Origin of the sequence: Glaciecola punicea ACAM 611 (genome assembly GCF_000252165.1) — a bacterium.
Lineage (GTDB): Bacteria > Pseudomonadota > Gammaproteobacteria > Enterobacterales > Alteromonadaceae > Glaciecola > Glaciecola punicea.
Genome location: NZ_BAET01000007.1, coordinates 1 through 17,428, shown reverse-complemented (window position 1 = coordinate 17,428; position 17,428 = coordinate 1). Strand labels below are relative to the sequence as shown.

Annotated in this window: 18 protein-coding genes; 8 read left to right on the top strand and 10 right to left on the bottom strand. The window is 42.2% G+C overall.

Translation table 11 applies throughout. The features are described 5' to 3' along the window. A complete protein-coding gene (nth, locus tag GPUN_RS02520) occupies positions 1–633 on the top strand; it encodes an endonuclease III (RefSeq protein ID WP_006003124.1) in 633 nt (210 codons plus the stop codon). Positions 634–886: 253 nt separating this feature from the next. After that, complete coding sequence (rnt, locus tag GPUN_RS02515) at positions 887–1,510, top strand: ribonuclease T (RefSeq protein WP_006003122.1); 624 nt, start codon at positions 887–889, stop codon at positions 1,508–1,510. A gap of 31 nt (positions 1,511–1,541) precedes the next feature. Here rnt and GPUN_RS02510 read toward each other — a convergent pair whose 3' ends face one another. After that, the gene (locus GPUN_RS02510; RefSeq protein ID WP_006003120.1) at positions 1,542–2,141 is read right to left on the bottom strand and encodes a histidine phosphatase family protein; all 600 of its coding nucleotides are present in this window, start codon (positions 2,139–2,141) and stop codon (positions 1,542–1,544) included. A gap of 448 nt (positions 2,142–2,589) precedes the next feature. Here GPUN_RS02510 and GPUN_RS02505 point away from each other — a divergent pair, with 448 nt between their 5' ends. Further along, the gene (locus GPUN_RS02505; RefSeq protein ID WP_006003114.1) at positions 2,590–2,784 is read left to right on the top strand and encodes a bacterioferritin-associated ferredoxin; all 195 of its coding nucleotides are present in this window, start codon (positions 2,590–2,592) and stop codon (positions 2,782–2,784) included. 85 nt (positions 2,785–2,869) lie between these two features. Here the strand turns inward: GPUN_RS02505 and GPUN_RS02500 are convergent, their stop codons facing one another. Continuing rightward, entirely contained in the window at positions 2,870–3,214 is a 345-nt protein-coding gene (locus GPUN_RS02500) for a Grx4 family monothiol glutaredoxin (RefSeq protein WP_006003112.1), read from the bottom strand. 269 nt (positions 3,215–3,483) lie between these two features. Between GPUN_RS02500 and GPUN_RS02495 the strand changes: the two genes are divergently transcribed. Then, on the top strand, positions 3,484–4,068 hold the full coding sequence (locus tag GPUN_RS02495; protein WP_006003110.1) for a superoxide dismutase: 585 nt from the start codon (positions 3,484–3,486) through the stop codon (positions 4,066–4,068). Between the two features lie 44 nt (positions 4,069–4,112). Here the strand turns inward: GPUN_RS02495 and GPUN_RS13590 are convergent, their stop codons facing one another. The 4 genes from GPUN_RS13590 to prmB are packed head-to-tail and all read right to left on the bottom strand — an operon-like array spanning position 4,113 to position 8,454. Continuing rightward, positions 4,113–5,087 carry a TolB-like translocation protein gene (locus GPUN_RS13590; RefSeq protein WP_006003108.1) on the bottom strand — a complete coding sequence of 325 codons (975 nt, stop codon included), beginning with the start codon at positions 5,085–5,087 and terminating at the stop codon, positions 4,113–4,115. Between the two features lie 2 nt (positions 5,088–5,089). Beyond that, complete coding sequence (locus tag GPUN_RS02485; protein WP_238528933.1) at positions 5,090–6,310, bottom strand: MFS transporter; 1,221 nt, start codon at positions 6,308–6,310, stop codon at positions 5,090–5,092. Positions 6,311–6,317: 7 nt separating this feature from the next. Further along, entirely contained in the window at positions 6,318–7,418 is a 1,101-nt protein-coding gene (gene aroC, locus GPUN_RS02480; protein ID WP_006003104.1) for a chorismate synthase, read from the bottom strand. Between the two features lie 31 nt (positions 7,419–7,449). After that, positions 7,450–8,454, bottom strand: coding sequence for a 50S ribosomal protein L3 N(5)-glutamine methyltransferase (gene prmB / locus GPUN_RS02475; RefSeq protein WP_006003102.1), 1,005 nt, complete (start codon positions 8,452–8,454; stop codon positions 7,450–7,452). 91 nt (positions 8,455–8,545) lie between these two features. On the opposite strand from prmB, the gene GPUN_RS02470 reads away from it, so the two are divergent. Then, on the top strand, positions 8,546–9,187 hold the full coding sequence (locus GPUN_RS02470) for a Smr/MutS family protein (protein ID WP_158309254.1): 642 nt from the start codon (positions 8,546–8,548) through the stop codon (positions 9,185–9,187). A 73-nt stretch (positions 9,188–9,260) separates the two neighbouring features. Here GPUN_RS02470 and GPUN_RS13830 read toward each other — a convergent pair whose 3' ends face one another. The 4 genes from GPUN_RS13830 to GPUN_RS02455 form a co-directional block, all read right to left on the bottom strand. Then, positions 9,261–9,383 carry a DUF3149 domain-containing protein gene (locus GPUN_RS13830; RefSeq protein WP_006003099.1) on the bottom strand — a complete coding sequence of 41 codons (123 nt, stop codon included), beginning with the start codon at positions 9,381–9,383 and terminating at the stop codon, positions 9,261–9,263. Positions 9,384–9,496: 113 nt separating this feature from the next. After that, on the bottom strand, positions 9,497–10,123 hold the full coding sequence (locus GPUN_RS02465; RefSeq protein WP_006003098.1) for a transglycosylase SLT domain-containing protein: 627 nt from the start codon (positions 10,121–10,123) through the stop codon (positions 9,497–9,499). 169 nt (positions 10,124–10,292) lie between these two features. Next, positions 10,293–11,894 carry a glutamate--cysteine ligase gene (gene gshA, locus GPUN_RS02460; protein ID WP_006003097.1) on the bottom strand — a complete coding sequence of 534 codons (1,602 nt, stop codon included), beginning with the start codon at positions 11,892–11,894 and terminating at the stop codon, positions 10,293–10,295. Positions 11,895–11,994: 100 nt separating this feature from the next. After that, the gene (locus tag GPUN_RS02455; RefSeq protein WP_006003096.1) at positions 11,995–14,874 is read right to left on the bottom strand and encodes a M16 family metallopeptidase; all 2,880 of its coding nucleotides are present in this window, start codon (positions 14,872–14,874) and stop codon (positions 11,995–11,997) included. A 203-nt stretch (positions 14,875–15,077) separates the two neighbouring features. Between GPUN_RS02455 and GPUN_RS02450 the strand changes: the two genes are divergently transcribed. Genes GPUN_RS02450 through GPUN_RS02440 form a run of 3 tightly spaced genes read left to right on the top strand, consistent with a single transcriptional unit; the run spans position 15,078 to position 17,226 of the window. After that, the gene (locus GPUN_RS02450) at positions 15,078–15,464 is read left to right on the top strand and encodes an Hpt domain-containing protein (protein WP_006003095.1); all 387 of its coding nucleotides are present in this window, start codon (positions 15,078–15,080) and stop codon (positions 15,462–15,464) included. Between the two features lie 56 nt (positions 15,465–15,520). After that, entirely contained in the window at positions 15,521–16,249 is a 729-nt protein-coding gene (locus tag GPUN_RS02445) for a TIGR01621 family pseudouridine synthase (RefSeq protein ID WP_006003093.1), read from the top strand. Further along, entirely contained in the window at positions 16,246–17,226 is a 981-nt protein-coding gene (locus GPUN_RS02440) for a ketopantoate reductase family protein (protein WP_006003090.1), read from the top strand. The genes GPUN_RS02445 and GPUN_RS02440 overlap by 4 nt, the downstream gene beginning before the upstream one ends. The last annotated feature ends 202 nt before the right edge of the window (positions 17,227–17,428 follow it).

The following is a 17,428-nucleotide window of genomic DNA, read 5'->3' as shown; positions in this document are numbered from 1 at the left end:
ATGAATAAGACAAAAAGATACGAAATACTAACGCGTCTGCGCGACGACAATCCACATCCCACCACCGAACTCAATTTTTCTAGCCCGTTTGAACTGCTCATTGCCGTTATTTTATCTGCGCAATCGACAGACGTGGGCGTGAATAAGGCCACTGATAAACTTTACCCGCTTGCCAATACGCCTGCGGCTATTTATGCCTTAGGCCTAGAGGGTCTAAAAGAATACATAAAAACAATTGGGCTTTTCAATGCCAAAGCCAAAAATGTGATTGAAACTTGCCGCATATTAGTGCATCAGCACAATAGTATTGTACCGGCAAATCGTGAGGCCTTAGAGGCGCTTCCTGGCGTTGGCCGCAAAACCGCAAATGTGGTATTAAATACTGCGTTTGGCTGGCCTACCATAGCCGTAGACACGCATATATATCGGGTTAGCAATCGCACCAAGTTGGCCATGGGTAAAACAGTTGAGAAAGTTGAAGATAAACTCATTAAAGTGATACCCGCTGAATTTAAAATAGATGTACATCACTGGCTTATTTTACATGGCCGCTACACCTGCATTGCTCGCAAACCTCGCTGCGGCTCATGTCTTATTGAAGATTTGTGTGAGTATAAAGACAAAGTAGAGTAGCCTTAACATCCTGCGAAGCAGCCACTAGCCTAAGAGTACTATACTGTTGCTAATTATAGGCTTTTTTTATAAAAGGTTTAGCCATCATTAATTTAGCATTACGCCTTATTAAGTGTTATTAAGTGTTATTAAGTGTTATTGCGCATTATTGCGCATTATTGCTAAGTGCGGAGGGTATTGTTTAACTCAAAAAGCTCTATACTATAAACCATAGCGTATACTTTCATCTTTTTATCTTTTGTAAGTGAGTAAAATGACAGCATTAGCACAGCGTTTTAGGGGGTATTTCCCCGTAATAATTGATGTAGAAACGGGCGGATTTAATGCTCAGACCGATGCCCTACTTGAAATTGCGGCAATCACGCTTAAGCAGGATGAAAACGGCATATTCAGCCCCAACACATGCTTTCACGAGCATGTAATTCCGTTTGAAGACGCCAATATCGAAAAAGCAGCCATCGAGTTTAATGGCATTGATCCCTTTTGTGCCTTACGCGGTGCCAAACCCGAAAACGAAGTAATAAAAGATTTGTGTCAGCATATTCGTAAAGCACAAAAAGAGGCTGACTGCCAGCGCAGTGTAATCGTGGCTCACAACGCTACGTTTGATCAAAGTTTCGTAAATGCCGCCATTGTTAGGCAAAATATTAAGCGTACTCCCTTTCACCCTTTTGTGTCGTTTGATACTACTACGCTGGCGGCGCTTACCCTTGGCCAAACAGTATTGATAAAGGCCTGTGAGGCGGCAAAAATTGAATTTAAACAGTCAGAAGCACACAGTGCGCTGTATGATACACAAAAAACAGCGGAGCTATTTTGCTTTATGCTAAACCGGTATCAAGCACTAGGTGGCTGGCCGCTTAGTGAAGAAACTTAGGGCTACGCTTCAAACTTTAGCTTAAACGACTTTATTCGCGCTTATCAGAAGCCTGTGCTGATAAATGCGAAACATCACATAGTAATGGTACGTCTGCTATATTATGTTTATTTATTTTTGTGACGCAGGTGTTTTGAATATCGGCGCTGTTTAAAACCCCAGTCGGAAGTTTGAGTATTTCGGTTAAAATACAGCGAACAACTAAACCATGCGTCATCACCAGCAGTTCGCCTTCGTTACTTTTTGCTACATTAATCACATTCTGCCAGGCCAAACCCACTCGCACAACAAAGTCTCGATGAGACTCCCCTGATGGTGGCTTAAAATTTAACGCAAAAATATCGTTGGGAATATCGCGGTAGGCCACGCCGCGCAAATCGCCAAAATTTCTTTCACGCAGTAGCTTACTGCTTAACATTACAGTCTTTTCATGCCGATGTAGCGCTAACGCAGTTGCTCTTGCACGTGCATAATCACTGCTGAGTATAGTGGATATGGGTAAGTGTAAATAGGCTTGTGCAAATTCCTTAGCTTGGCGCTCACCGTCAACAGACAAAGGAGTATCAGGTAATTGCACTATGCGCTTTGCGTTACCGTCGGTTTGCGCATGTCTTACGAGATATATCCACATGTATGCTTGTGTTCCTTATGATATTAACTATGCGCAAAGAGCGTCTTTACGTGTGTCTTCGTAATTGTCCAAAGTGCATACTTTTTGTCAGCATACTCACGTCTTACTTGTCGTTACTGTAATGACGCTTTTGTCATTACAGTAAAAGTTTACTGAAATTAAATCAAATAAAAGGACCTTATAATGATTTAATTAAATGAAAAACAATTAGAACAGGTTAACGGCGCAGGCGCAGTGCACCACAGCGTTGGCTGTGCTATTAAAAAAACGCCACTGGACAAAAGATGAAACGCCCGCAAGGTCTATTAACATTGATGCGATTAAGCCATAGACAGACGAATACAAAATTCATGGAAAAAACGCTTGCCTTTGTTGTGAATAGAAACTATTATCATTTGTAACAGTATTAGACGCACAGCCTGTTGTGCATTTTTCACGAGAAATATAAATGTTTGTATGCTTATGCCACGGAATTACCGACACACAAATTGAAAACATTGTGCGCGCTGAAGGTGTCGGCAATATGCGTGAACTGAAAAACGCATTAGGCGTGGGCTCACAGTGCGGAAGCTGCATAAACATGGCACAAAACATAATCGATACCACTATCATGGACTACAGCATGTTTAAAGATGTGGGTTAATTGTCGCCCGTCAATACGAATAAAGTATAACAACAAAAAAGGCGATGAATAATTTCATCGCCTTTTTTAGTTTCTACTCAAGACACTACGCACTTTTATTTTTAGCAGCCGATTCTTGGATCAAGGACTGCAGTTCGCCCTGCTGAAACATTTCCATAATAATATCGCAACCGCCTACTAATTCACCGTCTACCCAAAGCTGCGGGAAAGTTGGCCAGTCTGCGTACTTGGGCAACTCTGCACGAATATCTGGATTTTGGAGAATATCGACGTAAGCAAATTGCTCATTACAGCCCATTAGCGCTTGGGAAGCCTGCGAAGAAAACCCACACGAAGGTAGTTTCGGCGAACCTTTCATGTATAAGAGAACGCTATTCTCACTAATTTGCTGTTTAATTTTTTCTATTACACTTATTTCTTGTTCACTCATAGTAATGCTTATTCCTTATACGTATTTAGTTAGTTGTATGTGTGTCTAAGTATACCAAATTCAACACCTTTTCGCATCTCAATTTAGCTAAAGTGTAAATCGTTCATGATGATGATACGAAATTTAAAAGAAAACTGATCTTGTTCACGCTAAATAAAGAACTAACAGATAGAATTATTTTTTATCTGGGCTTTTAATCAAGCCAATCATCCCCAATTAATAGTAAGTTACATGAGAACAAGAATTCACTCAACACACGGAGAAAACACATGGCTTTTGAATTACCCGCATTACCATATGATAAAACAGCACTAGAACCACACATCTCAGCTGAAACATTAGATTTTCACCACGGTAAGCATCACGCTACTTATGTGACTAAATTAAACGGACTAATTGAAGGCACAGACTTAGCGGGCAAATCGTTAGAAGAAATCGTCAGAAACAGTGATGGTGGTGTCTTTAACAATGCTGCTCAAATTTGGAATCATACTTTTTATTGGAACAGCTTAAGCCCTAACGGCGGCGGCGAACCAAGTGGTGCACTTGCTGAGGCAATAAACGCGAAATGGGGTTCTTTTGCAGACTTCAAAGCAGCCTTTAACGACAAAGCGGTCAATAACTTTGGTTCTAGCTGGACATGGTTAATAAAAGCAGCAGACGGTAGTTTAGATATAATGAACACCAGCAATGCCAACAACCCTATTACTAGCGACGGCGTTTCGGCCTTGTTAGTCGTAGATTTGTGGGAACATGCTTACTATATCGATTACCGCAATGTCCGTCCAAATTACCTTGAAGGTTTTTGGGCACTTGCTAATTGGCAGTTTGCTTCTGAAAACTTTACTGGCTAGTATTATCAGTGAAACAAAAAAAGGCGCTTTATAGCGCCTTTTTTTTATGATTGCTCTGCTTCTTTTGGATCTCTAGGACACACCAAAGCGATCATACTTGTGTCTGGGGATATAGCCGTTCTAGTGACACCCTCAGCGCATTCTGGCTGCTCGATAGTGATTTTTTGCCATCCATTTAAAGGCCGTATTTTGTCCCCTTTAATCATAAATTTACGCTGCCACAGGGTTTCTCCATCAGACGTGATGACGTTACCCATTCTGCTGACTGAAAAAAAAACACTATTCTCAGGCATTCTGACAATCTGAATCGTTTTATTTGTTTCTTTATTATAGGCGTGAAGAAAATTGCCATCATCATCACGGGTGTATAAGAACCAGTCGGTTTTTTCAAATCGATGTAGACTTGCACCAATATTGGTATCGACAATGCTACCTTTAGTGTCGGGGTCAAACGCGTTCACTCGTTGTAAAGTGATAGGCTGGCCTAATACAAACAACAGTGAGTCAGTGTCGCTTAACCATACCTGATAGCCTACAGGGGATAATTTAGGTGCCAAATGCTGAACCGCCTTACCCAATAAATTGACTTGCCACAACTCTTGTGAACCTGCTGCATTTACGCGAATAACTGACATATCGTCTTTATCGGGTATTGGGGTCGCAGAGTACTCACTGCTGGCCGATTGCGTAATGTTCTGCAATTTACCTGATTGAAAATCGAACACCCATATGTCCATCTGCGCGTCGCTTCCATCAACGTTGACCGCTTCAGTAAAAAACAAGCGTTCGTTATCAAAGAAGTAAGGTTGATTACTATACTGCTGAGTATTAGTAACTTGGATCAGCTCAGTAATGGGTTCTTTTTCCCATAAGTTTAGTTTCCCCACCCAAATATCACTCGCCTCTTGTGCACTTACTTGAGCAGAAAAAAGTAACAATAGCGTGACACAAAAGATCGGTGCAAGCTTGGTCAAGCCACAATTAATCGTCAGATTCTCTTTGTTTAGCTGCATTAACATTGTTAAACCACCTTATTTTTAATAAACGCTTTATACACAATTAATATGACTAACAATAACCCAGCAATAAAGGCAACGCTGCCCGATAATATAAAGCTGAGCGATGCGCCCACTCCATCATTCCATACATAGCCTGCTGTAAAACTGCCAATTGCACTGCCTAAGCCAAAGGTCACTGACAGATAGATAGCTTGAGCGCGACTTTGAAATTTGTCTGAAAAATGCTGCGTCAGAAAATACACTGAAGCAACATGACTCAAGGCAAAACTAAATGCGTGCAAGACTTGGCTCAGCACGATAACAGCGCCAATGTGTGCAAAATAAGCCAGTCCAAACCAGCGCAGCGCGGTCAAAAAGATGCTTAAAGCCAGCAGATGTAGTACATTAAATCTCTTGACTAGCGTGGCCGCATAGATAAATATAAATATTTCTGCAACTACCCCTATGGCAATAAAAATACCCGTTTGGAAACCAGTGTACTGTAAATCACTCATATACAGGGCAAAAAAGTTATAATACGTACCAAAGCTGACCTGTAGAAGTGTATTAGCCAGCAAAAAAACGATAAAAACAAGGCTCATAACCTGCTTGTAGTCACCGCCACTTGCCTGTGTGCTGTGCTCTTTTACTTTGGGGTTTACAATCAACAAGCTGCTTAAGTAAATAAACAATAAACTAATACTGGTGGTCACGGCCACCACACTTGGTCCATATATGTCTATTAAGCTACCCGCCAATAAACTACACACTATGAAACCAACGCTGCCCCAAAGCCTAAGCTTCCCGTAGCCGCCTCTACTGGTAGCAGTCGCGCTTAAGGTAATGACTTCAAGCTGGGGTAAAACAGCCGTCCAAAACAGCATCATTATGCAAAAGGTTAAGGTCAGTAACCAGTAGCCTTGAACCACAAATACCGCCAAAAAGGCCAAAAAGGCGAGTAAGCTTCCAAAGCGCAATACTTCGCCCGCGGTGCCATTCTTGTCTGCTTTATTAGCCCACAAATTAGGCCCTAACATTCTAAATAAAGCGGTGATGGCGAGCAAGGTGCCTATTTGCGCGGAGCTAAAGCCACGGTCATCAAGAAACAAACCAACGTACGGCATAAAGATGCCTAGTTGGCCAAAATAAAAGAAATAGGTCATGCCTAAAAAAACACGGTTGCTCGTGCTGTCTATAGGCACATTACGCTTAGGCCCAAATAGCAGACGAATGAATGAATTCACGCCACAATTACGGACGTTGCGCCGGAATTACGGGCGTGATGGAATGAACCTGTGAATTTTGCGCCCTATGTCTTAACAAATGATCCATTAATACCAGCGCTAACATGGCCTCAGCAATAGGCACCGCGCGGATCCCCACACAGGGGTCGTGTCGCCCTTTCGTAATAATGCCAGCCGCATTGCCGTTTATATCAACCGTTTTACCTGAAATACTGATACTTGAGGTCGGTTTTAATGCCAATTGTACTAGCACTTCTTGACCCGTGCTGATACCACCTAGAACTCCCCCAGCATGATTTGTGTAGAAGCCCTTGGGAGAAATTTCGTCGCGGTGGTCGGTGCCTTTTTGTGTTACCACGTCAAAACCATCGCCGACTTCTACCCCTTTCACTGCGTTTATGCCCATCATGGCATGTGCAATGTCGGCGTCTAAACGATCAAACACAGGCTCACCTAGTCCCACGGGTACATTTGTTGCCGACACGCAAACTCTAGCACCTATGGAATTACCTTCCTTTTTTAGATCGCGTATGTATTGATCTAAGGCGGCTATTTTATCTTTGTCAGGGCAAAAGAAAGGGTTGGTATTCGTAACGTTGTGATCAACTTTGTCTATTACCACTGGACCAATTTGGGATATGTAGCCACGAATTTCTATACCAAACAACTGCTGTAAATATTTTTTAGCAATGCCGCCAGCTGCTACTCTAACCGCGGTCTCACGTGCAGATGAACGGCCGCCACCGCGATAGTCTCTTATACCAAATTTTTGTTGATAAGTGTAATCAGCATGGCCAGGTCTAAAACTGTCTTTAATGTTAGAATAGTCTTGACTGCGTTGGTCAATATTATTAATTAATAAACCAATGCTAGCGCCTGTCGTTTTACCTTCAAATACACCGGAAAGAATTTTCACCTCGTCGTCTTCACGTCTAGCGGTCGTATATTTTGAGGTACCTGGTTTACGTCGGTCCAAATCACCCTGCAAGTCCTCTTCATTAAGCTCAAGTCCAGGTGGGCAACCGTCCACCACGCCGCCAATAGCAAGTCCATGACTTTCACCAAAGGTGGTAACGCTAAACAATTTACCAAAGGTATTTCCTGACATCGCTAGTTTCCTTTTTAAATATGAATGTGTTTTAGAGTTTGTTTAACAACGGGAGTTGTGCTGTTAATTGGCTTTTATTGAGCGCAAATATACCATTACCACCATGCGTTAACTTGCACCAATGCACGCTAAAAGCGCCAAAACGCTGGGCAAAGTTCACTTCACTGTTGCCAACTTCCACGAACAACCAAGCGTTGTCCGACATATATTGGGCTACTTGTTTCAAGAGTGCGAGGGTTAAATCAAGGCCATCTTCACCTGACGCAAGCGCTGATTCAGGCTCATGTAAATATTCGCGCGGAAGATCTTGCATGTCGTACGCATCTACATAAGGCGGATTTACCACTATTAAATCATATTTTTGCGCGCCCAAATTTGAAAACAAGTCAGACTGCATAGGAAACACTCTATCTTGAATTTGGTATTGTTCAATGTTAATTGACGCCACATCAAGCGCATCTTCGTCTATATCCACCGCATCTACTTGAGCATGGACAAAGTGCTGCGCTAGCGCAATAGCGATACAGCCACTTCCTGTGCACATATCTAAAATAAAGGCTGGAGGCACAGAATCTTGTAAATAGTCTGAAAATTTACTTTCGATTAATTCAGCGAAGGGGGAGCGTGGGATCAATGCGCGTTCGTCAATGTAAAATGGCATCCCTGCAAACCAAGCTTGATTGCTTAAATACGGCAGTGGAATAGCGTCTTCACAGCGCGCTTTTATCCAGCTAAACACCAGTGCTTTCTCTGCTGGCGTCAGTCGGCAGCTGTAAAATACTTGTTGCTCTTGCACACTAATATCTAAAGGCAGTGAAAGTGCTGTAAAAACGAGTCGGTGAGACTCCTGCCACGCGTTTTGAGTACCATGGCCAAAATAAACGTCATGGTGGTTACACTGTGAGATGGCAAAACGGATATAGTCTATAATGCTATTAAGAGATTGAGTAACCTGCTCTTGATTATTCAAGGCTGATATTATGTCATGATCTTGCAGCGTTTTGTAAGGTCTTGGCGCTTGATTAGCTTCATGCATGAATTATTAACTACTTAATTGGGCTATTTAACGAATGGTATGTTGCGTATAATATCGAAAAATGACTAAACATGCTGTTAATAATATTCACATGAGCAAAAAAAACGACGAGCCTTTAGATTTTTCTACTTTGTTTAAAGACGCAAAGCCCGTTAGCCATAATCAATATGTGCTGACAAATGAAGAGCGTAAACAAAAGCGCACAAAAGAAAGTCGTTTGAGAATGGCTAAGAAGGAGGCTAGTGCACAAAAAATGTCATTAGCACAATTGTCTTCTTCGGATTATTTACAGCACAGTGCCAGTGTAGAGCTTTCAGATATATTTGAAGCACATTGGGATGATGATAAACCTATTAGATATTATCGAAAAGATGCTGCCATTAACTATCAAAGCGAGTTCAAACTGCCCTTAACGTTTAGCAACAAAGACATGCTTAAGAAGCTAAGTATGGGCTATTTTACACCTGAAATTGAGATAGACCTACACGGCCAAACTGGACAGCAGGCAAAAGCAGAAATCTTGGCCGTTATTTTTGAGGCAAAGAAGCGTCACTTTGCATGCATCGGCATTATCCACGGACATGGCAATGGCACACTTAAACGAAAAGTGCCTAATTGGCTTGTACAGCACCCTGACGTGGCAGGATTTGTTCAGGCACCTAGAGAGTATGGCGGCAAAGCAGGCCTACTTGTGTTAATCAGCATTGACTTTCAAGCCTATAAGCCTGAGTAGAAATTGACCGCTCGTTTAACTTACGTAATGTAAACATCTGTTCGTAATCTTGCGAAAACCATTCAACTATTAGCTATAAACCATTTTTAGCGTTATGAATAAACAGATACGCATAATACGCCGCCATTACTATCATAATTACAATACCTAAAATTGAACCCCAAACAACCGGATCTGAAAAAACTAAGTTCCACATAATGATCACCTCACGTTTGCTAATAAATTAAAATTAGTCAATGGAGTTATTGTAATTAAAACGAGGAATAAGTTACTGATCTAGATCAAAGATTTTACCGATACGAGCAAGTACTATGTGAATAGCCGCATAAACCAGCCCCTATCAAGATCGTCTTCGCAATTTCTAAGCTGCGCTGCGTACCGAAGTGAGCGTTCATCAACTTTTTTAGCGACACCATAAAGCCATGCCTTTTTACGATAGCTTTTACGTTTATAGCCCGACCATCCTTCGTGATAATTTAAATACTGCGTTTTTGCATCCCACTTCGAAACGTTATTAATAGTGTGGGTTTTGCTAATAAACCAGCCCATAAAGTCTATGGCGTCGTCAAAATCATCACGATCAGCGAAAGTGCGCCCGGTTTCTCGCTTGTAGTCTTCCCAGGTCTTGGTTTTTGCTTGCGCATAACCAAAGGCGCTGCTCGTGCGGCCCCATGGAATGAGCCCAAAGAGTATATAATCTCGGGGCGGTTTCGCATTATGACGAAAAGAGCTTTCCTGATACATCATGGCCATTGGCACGTGAATAGGTACACCCCATTTCTCACGCATGTCGGCGGCAGCATCAAACCAATCATCTTTTTCTTCAAAAATATAGCATAAATTCTCTCTTTGAGAAGGCTGAGTGGTGCTGCAAGCACCTAAGAAAAAAGCGCTAAGCAGTATGCATAAAAATAAATTTACTTTTTTTAATAACATGCGGAACTAATCACCTCCCTCTTACTCTTATTACTGTGTGCTACAAATGTTTTCCCTAAGTGTGTGTGTTGCCTGACGTGTTTAACGTCAGGCTTTTTTTTATCCGTCATTTTCCATGAACAGATAAGTCTCACTAAACACCTAAAGACTAATCTTAACGTCCTCAACGTTACATTTCGTGATCACACGCCACACGTTTACCAAAATAATCACTCACAAACTGGGTAAAATCTTTATCATCAGGAGACTCAATTTCTTTTTGTGCATTTTCTGACACTAGCGCCTCAGCAACAAAATCGGCCTTTGATAAATGAATATATGGAATATTATGCGCTTGCGCTTTATATTTCTTAGCCAACGCCATACCCAGTTCACCGTTGTCCATGTCATTATCAAGTAGTGTCTTTAGCCATTTTCCAGAGGGTGTAGTGGTAGGATCCATGAACTTTTCATATTGCTTATTCACCGCTTCAATGTGCACGCTTGTTTGTTTAGCTTCATCGAGTAGCACCGCTACTTTACGTAACTCTATGATAAGTTGCTGACCCCAGTCTTTGAGCAAAATAGGCTCACCGTTATTACTAAGCCGTAACGCTGGATCGCGACCTCTTTCGACTACGTCAGTGATATTTTGTTGACTAAGCGGCCTGCTGGCCTCATCAAACTTTTCTGAAGGCGCTAACAAACAATATACTAAAAACGTGTCTAAAAAATGAAACTGTTCAATATCAATGCCCACATTAGAGTAGGGGTTGACGTCTAACGAACGCACTTCTAAATAGCTTACGCCGCGATCTTGCAGGGCATTTGTTGGCATCTCTAATGATTTAGCTATTTGTTTTGGGCGTATAGGTGAATATAGCTCGTTCTCTATTTGCAATACGTTATCGTTAAGCTGCTGCCATCCATTTTGTTCATCGCAGCCTAAATGCGCATAGTCAGGTGCTTTTTTACCAATAGCCCCGCGTAGGCTGCTGACATAAGTACTCAAGTCGTTGTAGCAAATTTTCAAATTAGCCTGTGAGCTGCTCGTGTAGCCAAGGTCACTCATTCGAAGAGAGGTCGCATATGGCATATAAAGAGTGCCCTTACCTACTGTATCAAACTTATGTTTCACATCTTTATGCGCAATAAAAGAACTACATAACGCTGGAGAAGCACCATATAAATAGGGAATGATCCATGCAAAGCGCTTAAAATTGCGAATGAGCCCAAAATAATAATCAGACTGCGTGTCTTTGTTCCACGTTTCACCATGCAAATCGCACCACTGCTGCCAAAACTCGTCGGGTAGTGAAAAATTAAAGTGCACGCCTGAAATTACCTGCATCATGCTGCCGTAGCGATTATGCAACCCTTCCCTGTATACCTCTTTCATGCGTGCTATGTTCGAGCTGCCATACCGAGCAATCGGAATATCTGTGTGCTCATCAATAAAACAAGGCATACTCATAGGCCACAGGTACTGCTCGCCTATGGATTCATAGGTAAATTTATGAATATCGTTAAGCTGGCTAATGCTGGTAACAACGTCTGTTTCAGGCGGCGTAATAAACTCGAGCAATGATTCTGAAAAATCAGTGGTAATCCATGTATGAGTTAGTGCTGCCCCAAGCGCCTGAGGATGTGGCTCGCTGCTAATTGTGCCATTGTCGTTAACCCTTAAGGTCTCGCGCTCAATACCGTGTCTAATGTTACATAGCGCCTGCATAAAAGAAGGTGCAGAAACGGCAGCTAGTCTAGCTTCAAAACTTATTTGGTTGGTCGGCAAATTATTATTCTCTATAATTTATGGTACGGTTATGACGAAGCGCATGTGTGCTTCGATGTGTGCTCGCGAAGCGAGCCGTGCTTGCTAGGTCAGTTTTAACTTATTCGGGCACGTCTATTATTTCTATGTCTCTACCCAGCGGTCTTAGTGATTCTACCAATGTCGCAGCGTCTCCTACCACTAAAATATGCATTTTATCAGTATCAAGCCATTTATTCGCTAATGCATTGAGCTGCTCAGCATTTATATTTTGGATGATGGCTTGCTGCTGAGCTGGATACTCTTTGTTCAAACCCAAAGATAGCAGTCTCACCAAAAAACCTGCTTTTTGTCTTGGGGTTTCATATTTAAGGGCGTCAGACTGGCTGTAGGCATTTTTAAGAAAGCCTAACTCCTGAGCCGTCATGCCGGATGCGTTGAAGGTATCTATTTCTGTTATGAATTCTTCAATGCTTTGTCTTGTGAATTGGCTCGACACATCGGCAGACGCAATAAACTGACCCGTTTGTTTACCTCCCACAAATGCACTTCGGGCACCGTAGGTGAAGCCTTTGTCTTCGCGAAGATTTAAATTAATTCGACTGTTAAACATGCCCCCTAACGGAAAGTTCGCCAATGTTAATTTGAAATGCTCTTCGAAAGCATCAAAAACAGGCGCGTGACGAAAAATATTAATGACTGACTGCACGCTGCTCGGGTTATCAACAATATATAGCTTGCCTTTGCTTATGGTGGTGTCAATTGTAAAGCTTGGCAACTCATAGTTTTTGCCTTCCCACGATGATAAAAACGCGCTTAGCTGCAGCGTTTGAGCTTTGTTCATGTCACCCACCGCCACCATTGTTGCATGGTTTGGACGAATGTAATCATCATAGAACTGTTTTACATCATCAAGGGTAATTGCTTGAATACTTAACATGGTGCCATCGTCGGGCAAGCCTAATCTTGATTCGTTTGAATACAACAGCAGATTGCGACCGCGCGAGGCCAACACCGACGGATTTCGCAAGCTTTGCTGCATAGCGCCTAGGGTACGGCTTTTAATAAGGTCAAAGTCAGCCTGGGTAAATGCGGGGCGAAATAGCTTTTCACGTAATAAATCAAGTGTAGGGACGGCATTTTTTGAAAGCGTATCTACATACACATTAATATAGCGGCCACCTGCACTAAACGATATAGAGCTACCCAGTAAACTCAGTTGGTTAGCCACTTCTTCAGCGCTATAGTTCAGGGTACTTTCATTCATTAAAGCGGCTGTTAAGCTGGCAAGACCAGTCTTGTCGATAGGATCAAGTAGTACACCGCCTTCAAGACTTAAACTTAAGGAAAAAGTAGGTGTTTCACTTGTTTCGATCCCTAAAATCTCAATGCCGTTTGGGAATGAATATTCCCAAAAATCAGGCACTGAAATTGCTCGATTTGCATCTGCTGTGGGGGTAATGCTTCTATCAAACGTGTCGACTGTAGCGACGATTTCAGGCGCTAAAATAACAGCTTGTGTTGGCTCAATATTACGTTTAGGCAAAACAAAGTTTTGTTCGCTAGCAGCTAACTGGGCTTGCCCTTGGGGCACTATACTTAGCACAACAGCGGGTTTGCCTTTTATATACTGTTTATAAACACGCATCACGTCTTGTTTAGTCACTGCATTATAACGCGCAAGTTCACTTTTTACCGTGTCTGGTTCACCTTTAAAGGTTTGGCTTGAGGCCATTATATTCACTTTGCCCTCAACGCTTTGCAAAGCATAGATATAGCCCGTTTCTATGTCGCTTTTTACGCGCTGGAGGTCATCGTCCTGCACGCCACGTTCTTCAAACTCAGTTAATGAGTCATGAATGATCTCATTTAAGCTCTTCAAATCTCGCACGTTTTGAGGATTAGCTAAAGACAGTAAGGTAAATTCACATGCAAGCTCTTGACAGAGATGCGCGGCAAAGGCTTGCACCGCAAGGCCTTCTTTTACCATATTTTTATGCAATAAAGAGGTTTTTCCTTCCCCTAAAATACTGGCCAGTACATCGAGCGCGGCCTCGTCTTGATGGTTTGCATATACGGTTGGATAAGTGACCTGTAACAGCGGTAAATGTACATTGTCCTGCAGTGTTATATATCGAGTATAGTCAAGCGTAGCAGGCTGCTTTGCTGCATCAATTGCGTCAGGACCTCGCAGAATAGGCGAAAAGTATCTGTCGACCCATGCTTTAGCTTGCGCAATGTCAATGTCGCCGCCAATGGTAAGCACCGCATTATTGGGCCCGTACCATCTTTTAAAAAAGGCTTTAAGGTCATTTAAACCCACGCGATCAAGGTCTTCTACATAGCCTATGGTTGACCACGAATATGGATGTCCAGTAGGATATAGCGCCTGCGCGGTTCTCTCATTGCGCAGGCCGTAGGGTTGATTGTCAACTCGCTGTGCGCGTTCGTTTTTAACTGTTTCACGCTGGTTTTCAAACTTTTTTTGAGTGACTGCAGGCAGTAAAAATCCCATACGATCGGCTTCAAGCCACAACACTTTTTCAAGCTGATTAGCCGGCACTGTTTGAAAATAATTAGTACGGTCGCTATTAGTCGTGCCGTTTAAGTTGCCGCCCGCCTCTGTAATTATTTTAAAATGCTCTTCGTCATCTACATTCTGTGAGCCTTGAAACATCATATGTTCAAAGAAATGGGCAAAACCAGAGCGGCCTATTTGCTCACGTGCAGATCCAACATGGTAGGTTACATTCACATTTACCAAGGGGTCAGAATTATCTTCGTGTAGCACAACCGTTAAGCCGTTTTCAAGAACATACTTATAATGCTTTATGCTCTCACCTTGCAAAGCCACCGGAGCAGCAACGATGCTGTTTTGCTGTGTACACCCGTTCACAAAAACAAGGCATAATGTTAGGGTCGTGGTTAGCGCAAACGCTTTCTTATATGTCGATAATGTTAGGCTGCTATGCACAATGCCTGTTAGTTTCTTCATTTCCATAATGTTAATAATGTGTACTGTTTGCGAACATACGCTTATGATGGATAAAAAAAACCAATTTGTAAAAGCCTAATTAAATCTTTATTACTTGTGTCGTGAATAAACGGGTGGTTTATTTACCAGTTATACCCCTAAGCTGCGACAAATAGCTCACACTATATTGGCTGACACGCGCCTTAGCATGTAAGAGGGACGTCTCTAAAATGACCAAAACACACAAATTAGTCGATATTGAATTCGCCACCACACAACTTGGCGGAAACGTTGCACTACTCGCCAAATTGCTTCATAAATTTTGTGATGAATTTACCTACACGCCGCAGCAGGTAAAAGACGCACTTGCGCAAAACGACGTAAAATCAGCTGAGTTAAAAGTTCACACCGCTAAAGGCTTATCGGGCAATATTGGTTTAACAGCGCTTTATGAGTGCAGCAAAGTGTTAGAGCAACAAATAAGCCAAGACAACATAGATCCGCTTCAAGTTGACGCGTTTCAAAATGTTATGCAAGATACAATTAAGCATATTAAAACATTAGCCGAAGACTTGCAGTACCTTGAAGCCATTGAAATGATAAAACGTACGCGCTAGTGTATGTAATTAGAACCCACCACACTCATAAAATTTACAGTAGAGCAACAGCCTAAATGACATCGATTATTCCTATCGTTTATGACCATCCAGACTTTTTGGTAATCAATAAACCCTGCGATCTACCTATGCACGATCCTTTAGCGAGCGTTTGCCAAGTGCTTTGTCGTCAGTTGTCCCTCGACCAACTTTACTTAGTGCATCGACTCGACTCTGCAACAAGTGGCTGTTTACTGCTGGCAAAAAATAAATTGGCGGCAGCAAGTTTAAGCCAGCTTTTTGCCAATAAAAAAATTGAAAAATACTATGTAGCCATAAGCGATCGCAAACCTAAAAAGAAGCAAGGCAAAGTGTCAGGCGATATGAAAAAAAGTCGTGGCGGCAGCTATATGTTAACGAAACACGCGAATTCGTTGCCTAAAGCTATTACCTTTTTTATCAGTAAAAGCACCCCTGATCTTGGCCGTGTGTTTTACATAAAACCAGTGACCGGTAAAACCCATCAAATACGCGTTGCACTTAAATCTATTGGCAGCGCTATTCTTGGCGACACACGCTATAAAGGCACAAACTCAGATAGACTTTATCTACACAGCGCTATGTTGGTATTTTCGTACAAACAAGATGATTTTTGCATAATGTGCATGCCACAAACCGGGAATTTATTTACACCCGCATTATTACAAGATATCGCGGTAATTCACCACTTACCTTGGCCAAAGTATATACCGCCAATACTACCGCCGACGCACCCACATGGTGTCGACTCACGTAAATCGGTATGAAAATAGGCATTGTGGGTCAAGGCGCTATCGGCAGTTTATTCGCATATTACTTTAAAACACTTTCACCCGTGCTGTTAGTAAAAAATATAGACGTTCCTGCAAGAACAATTATAGGCTTGACTAGAGAAAGCACGCTGCTTGACTTCGCAAAACAGCCCGTTCATAACCCTTTTACCAATAACGCTGAGCCTTATATTTTTGATTTTTTGCTCATTACAGTAAAAGGCTATCAGCTAGCAGAATTGATATCTCAGTTGCGCCCTTGGGTGGCTAGGCAAACGCGGCTGGTAATAGTTCAAAATGGTATGGGCGGCGCACAGATGCTGGCGGCGCATTTTCCACAAAATTTGATTTATGCCGGCACCACCACCGATGCCGTTTATGCTAGCGCTACTGATACATTTCAAATAAGTGCACAAGGTCGTCTCGATATAGGTCCTTTGTGGAATATGCTTGACCCAACACAATATGCGCCCAAACCGTGTAAACATAAGACAGTCAATTGGCAGCATGAGAAAAGCCTGTTAGATAGCTTATTACGCTTTCATCCCTTTGTGATGTATCACCAAGATGTATCTGACGCCCTTTATACAAAACTGGCTATTAATGGCGTAATAAATCCATTAACGGCGGTGCTACAGATTAAAAATGGGCAACTGCGTCAGTACCCTGAGAAAGTAGCTGCGCTGAAGAAAGAAATTTTTGCGGTGTATAAGGCAAATGACATTACGTTTTTTGAACAGGCCCTATCCCATGCGATTGATATAGTAATAGAGGCCACCTCAGAGAATTGGTCTTCAATGTGCCAAGACGTAAAATACAAACGCTTAAGTGAAAATGAAACTGTGCTTGGTTTTTTGAGTAATATGGCGAAATCAAAAAACCTATATACGCCGGTCATAACAGAGCTTTATCAGCGTCTAAGATTGCTTGACGCAAGCCATAGTTCGGCTTCACTTGCAAACGATACCGACTAATCTTTAGTCCTTAAAATTGACATTAAGACATACTGTTAACATAAAAAACGGGGCCGTTAGCCCCGTATTCGATTTTCTACGAGGCCTTGTTTAGAATTGCGCTCTTACACCCACTTTGAATGTACGCCCTAGTACATCATCGCTACTTGGGAAAGTATTACTCAAGAGGAAGGTCACCTAATAAAATTTGATCACGGTTCAT